The following is a 6,635-nucleotide window of genomic DNA, read 5'->3' as shown; positions in this document are numbered from 1 at the left end:
CCAGTTTACCGCGCTGTTCAGCGTATCCTCGACAACATCGCGCAGCAGCTTGCCACGGTCCTCGCCCGTCACATTCGGCAGCGCGTTGGAACGTTGACCAAAATCAACGTATCCAAATGACCCGACTGCCGAGAAACTACCGCCAGAGGTGACGCCGATCCCCAGCTCCAGAACCTTGGTGCGCGAGGTGGCGCGCAGGGTCAAATCATTCGCGGTACTGACTGCAGCATCGCCAGTGATGCGGGCCGTGGTCAGGCCGTGGAATTTGAACACGCCCGCGCCGATCCCGAGTCCACTAGAAGCCAGTGTGGTACTTCCCTGAACGCCCAGAAACTGATCGCCGCGGAGTGCTAACAGCTTGGCATCCCGTCCGATGGTCAATTCGGTATCCATCGCCTCGGCGCGCACATCACGGGCGTCGTTGGTCCAAACCATATTGGCCTGACCCGCCACATCATCGCCGCCACTGGCAAGCCCCAACACTACAGCGGCAGATTTGATCTCGGATGTTGCGGTTAGCGTCAGGTCACTGCCCGCACGGGTGATCACCGACCCGCCAATGGTTTGCGCCAGCACATCGCGATGCAGCAGATCGACGATCAACCCGCCGGTAGCTCCAAAACCCGACGTTTCCACCGCACCATTGGCCAGCAAGTCATGCTGGCTTGAATCCCGCGCCGTGATGCTGACACCGCTCGCATCAAGGTCACTTTCCTCAAGCCGCGCGCTGGTTTCACCATTTGAATCCAGCGTGACCACCATAATGTCAACGTTGTTTTCCGCCACGCCGTCCCGCAAAGCGATGGCCTTGAGTTTGCTGGCCGCCGTAGCCCGCAGAGCAACCGCCCCGGCCGTGATGTCGCTATCCGAAACCAAGGCGCGCTGATCGGCGCTGTAATCGATGATCGCCGTTCCAGCCATGCCCTGATGATCGCCCGATGCCGTAATCGCGCGGTGGGCGTTCAAAACCTTCGCCTTCTCATCGGCAAAGACATTTAACGCGCCCAAACCATCCGCCGCAATTCCACTAAGTTGCGCCACGGTGGACCAGTTGGTGCGCAAATAGGTGACCGGCAGGTTCACCGCAATATTTGTGGTGTCATCATCATCATCCGCCTCATCCGCATTGCCAGAGGCAAGACCGGAGGAAAGCTGAAGCACGCTTTTGCCCGTAGCCTTGGCCTTGACCGTCACATCCGGCCCCGGCATACCAGTGGCCGCAAAGCTGGTATCGCGCAGATACGCTTGCGTGCTGCGGGTGTCAGTTTGGGCCGCAACTGTCAGGCCCAGACCAAACGTGCCACCCCCGCCCAGAAAGCCAACCTGCGCCGTCGCATCCGCATCATCAAGCGCCGAAAGTGTCACCGAGTTCGTCGCGCTCAGATCATGGCTGTTGGAGCCGTCCAACTCCGCCAGAACGTGCTGATTGATCACATTGATTGCAACCGAGGCGCTGATTGCAATGTCAGGCGCAGCACCAGTTGCCGCCGCCACAGACACCGTCTTACGCGCAGTTGAAGCGGTTAGCGCGATGTCCTTCGCCTCAATCTCTGACCCCACCGCTGTCGCACGCGTCGTCTCTGGCCGCAGATTGGCGGCAAAAACGATCCCGATACCAACGCTATTCTTTTCATCATCATCCTGCTCTGGGTCGGTCGCCGCCCCATCTCTGGTCAGATCGCCGCCCGCACCACCACCCGCAGCACCACCCGAACCGCCAAGAACGCCGCTTGCCAGATCACCAAGCACCAAGGTCGTTTCCCCCTCGCCATCGCCCAGCTTGGCCTTGCGCGCCTGCTTTGCAACCTCCGCCGCCAGCGACCCCGCAACCGCAACAACAGCACCTTCGGACCCCGCAGTGATCTTGGCCGCATCAGCACCGCTGATATCGCTGTCGCTATTGGCAGCCTCCGCCGTGGTCCGCCCCAGATTCAACGCAGCACTGCCGACAATCGCAAAATCCGTGCCACCACCGCCACGCCCGGCGGAAGCTGCCGCAACGGTTCCCTCGTCCTTGGCTTCAAGTTCCAGCTTGCCATCGTCAACGGCACGCGAACCGCCCAGATTGAGAGCCAAAGCATCGGTACGAATTGCCGAAATCGAAACCGACCCCGCCACACCGAATGATCCGCCAGTTCCAACTGCGGCCCCGCTTGCCAGCACTGCATCGGCCCTGTTTTCGGCCTCAATTCCGATCTCATCCGCAGCAACATCTCCGTCTGTCGCCAGAACCGCAACTGCCGAATTATGCCCCATGACACCCGCAAAATCAGCGGCGAGGGCAAAGCCAAACGCCTTATCCTGCACTTTTTCTTTCGGCGCGACCTCACCCGTGGACTGTTCACCCAACGCATCACCGTTCTCGGCCACACGGGTTTCAGTCAGCGCATTCGAACTGGAAAGTTTTGGCACCTCGGGCGTGTCACCGACATTGCCAGAACGGTCTGCCGCTTCCTTTTCAAGCCCGGCAGCCCCGGCGGCAGCGCCCGCAGCACTCCAACCATCCGTATCGGCACCAATAACAAGCTTGCCAAATTCCAGAACAGAGCTGTCAGCGCCACCGGTATCGCGCCCGTCCACAACCGTCGCACGGTCCGCCCCGGTCAAGGCCGCATAGGCGTTACGATCAGCAAAGACGTTGCCCCATCCCAACCCGAATGACACTTTCCCCGACTGCGACCCCGCGCCGCCAAAACCAAAGAGCCGCGATTTGTCCGAAGCGGTAATCGTGGTGCCATCGCTGATGGTGAATTCATTGCGAACATCCGCGAGCGCCTCGGCACTTCCACGGTAATCAACAATGCCAACCCCGGCGTTAAAGGCGAAATTATTTGCACCGCCGAAGGATTTGGCCGTGGCGACCGAAAGCATGTCATTGCTGGCCAGCAGGGTCAGGTTTTCCAATTCCAGCGCCGTCGCCAGATTGCCGACACGGGTGGCAGTATCGGCATCGGTGCGCAAATACTGCAAAGCGCCACCAAGACCGATCTTGCCGAGTTCGCCTTCTTTGGTGGCAAGGGTTTTTTCCTCGTCAGAGGACTGACTATCGCTACCCGTCTCATCCGACTTCCCTGTCGTTGTAACCTCACTCACTGGCAGGTCACGCAGGGCGACAAGCCCGCCGCTGGCTGTAGCGGTGATGTTGAGCGTATCCCCAGTTGGCGCGGTTGCACCGTCCATGATGACCGCTTCGGTCAAAGCCTTGACCGTGTGTATCCCGACATCAATGGCAAAGCCGACGCCGGCAGCGCCTTCGGTGCGGGTCAGCACGTTGATATCTTTGCGCGCAATTTCCAGTGCGGGGTCTGGCATCAGGTCATCCGCCAGCAACCCGGTCGCATTCTTGACCTCGACCATCGCGTCGCGCGTTTCCTTTACGGCGGTGTCCAGCTTGGCGATATCAGGCTCCGGCAATTTGGTCGTGGCGGTCAGGTTCAGCGTATCGCCCTGCACATCAGCGTGCGCAGCGATCAGCGCCTGAGTGGTCAGCGCGGCATGGCCATAAGCAATCGTGCCGACAAAGCCGATGCTGGTGGTATCCAGCGTGCCTGCCTTGGTAGCGGTGAATTTCTTGTAATCATTCTGCGCGTTCAGCGCCGCAATGCTTGTGGTTTTGGAGGCGAGTACAGCGCCGGAAAGATCAAAACTGCGCCCAAGCGCGCCGTCGCCATATGCCCCACCGACAAGGGTGCGCACAGCACTGTCACGTCGGTCGGCATTGACCGCAATAACAAAGCTGCCCGCCTTCTTGGCTTTGTGATCGTCGTCGCCTTCACTGTCACCGGTGCCGGGCGTGGCTGGCGTGCTCCCCGCGACCTGTTCACTCTCATTATCAGCAATCGCCGCAAGGCTGTCGGTCAATGTAGGTTTATCGGTGCCGGTAGTGCCGCCCTTGGTAGGGGTTTTGACTTTGCTTTTGGCATTCGGCGCGGCGTCCCCTGCGACGGCTGCTTTCAGCGCATCAGTGGTAAACTTACCCGTCACCGCAGCGGCTTGCGCAGTATAACGGCTGACCGTATCGCTGGCCGCAACCGTCAGCGCGCCATCATCGGTCACGCCTTTGCCGCCGAAATACGTCGCCGTATCACTTTGACCGAGTGAGACAATCCCGGCCCCTGCAAACGTCAGCCGGGTGCTATCCTCGGCAATGGCTTTGAATTGCAAATCATGGGTGCTGTCGGCTTCAACGCTCACTGCACTGCCGCCCTGAATTTTGGAAGCACTGCCGGCATCACCATCCACAATCACCCGGTTGCGCAATTCGCGCAGCGACAACAGCCCCGCGATCTTGAAGCGGCTGTCATCGCCGACCCGTGCCGAAACATCCTGCACCTCGGCCGCGGTGGAGCGTATCGCAACCACCCCATTGCCGCGCGCGTTCAGGATCGCAGACGACAGTTCCACATGCGCGATGGTTTTGGTCAGTGCGAAGCTCAGGCCAATATTGCCCGCGCTGGCGTCGATATTTACATCCGTCAGCGCATTCGCCTCCACCGAAAGTTTGCCGGAACTGGCGTCAGTATCAGCCCCGACCGCTGCTGCGTTGCGATCCGCAATGATAACACTGTCGGTAATCCGCGTTTCGGCGGCGGCGTTCACGACCGAAGGCGCAACCGCGACGCTCAACCCTTCGCGACCTTCGCCGCGCGGCTTGTCGGGATTGCTTGTGCCGTCTTCTTTCGGTTTCTCAGCCTGAAGGGCAGCGGACTCCATCGTGTCGCCTATGGATTTCATCTGCTGGCCGCCGCTTGTTTCGGCCCCTACGGCATCACGCGCGGCTAAAACATAAACCGTGCTTTTCGGCTTTGCATCCGCCGTGATGGTTGTGTTGCGCCCTTCGGTATTGGTGGAGCAAACACCGTCAACGCAACCGGCCCCGTCGCCGCCGAAATTTGAATAAGAACCATTGGTAATACTGCTATCGGTGATGGTGGTATGCGCCGAGGACCGGAAGCGGTTAAAGTTGGCGCTGATCGCCACGCCCCAGGCGTCCTGCGCATGACCTGCGCGCCCGGTGACGATGGTATCAAAAGAACTGTTGTCAGTGGCGGCGATGCGCGTCTCACCCTGCGCGTCTCCCGCGTTATCCTCATAGAACTGGACCGCCGAATCCGCGATCACAACATCGGTGACGTGTTTCACATCCGACAGCCCGAAACTGCCGGTAATGCCAACGCCATCCACCGCAACGGCGGTCACGGCGCTCGCCTGGCCGTATTGCACATTGGTCGTCGCCAAAATGTTCAGATCACCTTCAAAGTAAGAACCAATCCGGGTGTCGTGCAGCGTGACGGTGGTGTTCACATCGCTGAATGTCGCCGCGAAATCACCCGAGAATGCCAAGGTTTGGTCGTCGCCGCTTGCGGAACCATTGCCGTCATCCCCATTGCCCGCCGCCGTCGCCACATCATCGGCCTTGTCCCCCATCAGCGATGCGGCAACCTCCACCGGCGCACCTTTGGAGCCGTCATTCACGCCCGTTTCCGCGGCATCATCACCGGCAGGTGCATCGGGGTCCTCGGGGGCTTGGTCTTTGGTTGAAGCGGTGCCTGCAACCAGTGCTGCCCCCAAGGTTTCCGCCCTGATCGTCAGATCATCGTGCAAGGTCCAACCTTGCGTGCCGATGATCGCAGCGGTATTGCGTGTCAAAAGGTTGATCGCGACGCCCAAAGACAGGCCCGTCTTGGCCCCTTTGATACCAGAACCCGCAAGCGTGACGATATCGCTTTTATCCGTGGCGCGCAGGATCGTTCCCTTGTCCCCGCGCATCGCGTAGGCGTCATTACCCAAGAGCGTGTCGGCCTGAAATGTGGTGATCGCGATACCAGCGGCCAACCCGCTGCCCGCGCCATCATTTTGCACATGGCTGCGCGCCACATTGACCAACAGCAAATCATTTTCAGAGGTTTGTTCAGACCCATGCAGTTGAAGATAAGTATAATCCGACAACAGCGCGGGGTCGGATACATGTGTAGAGGCCGAAGGCGTTACCGTGACAAGCGACAATGCACCGCCCCAACCGCCCTTTTCACCACCGGTTGACACACCGGGCGCACCAGCCCCAAAAATCAGATCGCCGGCGTTGCGCGCGGTGACATAGATCTTGGAGTCTTTGTCCAGTTCGTCAAAGCCCCCTGTGGTGTTCGGGTAGTAGCGTTCCGGTTCGATATTCGCATCTGCAATCGCAACATTCGCGTCAAGGTCGAGATTTATGCGGTTAATGTTGGCTCCAACCCCCACTTCGCTGCCGCGCCCGATAACCTCGCTCAGGAACATCCTGCTGTCGGTCGGTTTGACCTCTGGCGCGGTGTCGGCGTCTTCCGGCGTGTCGGCTGTGCCGGTATCGCCTGCGGGCTTGGAATCGGTTGCCGTTGCTGTGTCGCCATCCGCCACGCTGGCAAGTTTCCCTTTGGGTTTGTCGCCGGAACCACCAGCCACAGGCGTTGTCGATTTCGGCGTTATATTCTCAACCTTCAGCAACCCGGTCTTGGGGTCGCCCTCGCTCTTTTCCAGATCGGCGCGGTAGTCGTCCCACCACGTCCCAACCCCGGCCCGCCCGGGGGTTTACACAAAGACATTAACGGCAACCAGATCGACGTTGGAAACCGCCCTGGTGTCAGTATGTTTGGCAATAG

The 6,635-nt window shown here is 59.8% G+C and carries 1 protein-coding gene; it reads right to left on the bottom strand.

What is annotated here, in order from left to right; translation table 11 throughout:
• Positions 1-6,480, bottom strand: a 6,480-nt coding sequence (locus L0H65_RS11900) for a hypothetical protein (RefSeq protein ID WP_301459263.1), incomplete at its 3' end; no start/stop codon positions are given.
• Between the last annotated feature and the right edge of the window lie 155 nt (positions 6,481-6,635).

This window comes from Pseudorhodobacter sp., from assembly GCF_030452865.1.
Taxonomy (GTDB): domain Bacteria; phylum Pseudomonadota; class Alphaproteobacteria; order Rhodobacterales; family Rhodobacteraceae; genus Pseudorhodobacter.
Note: the sequence above shows the minus strand (reverse complement) of the source record. Positions and strands in the feature narration are given on the sequence as shown.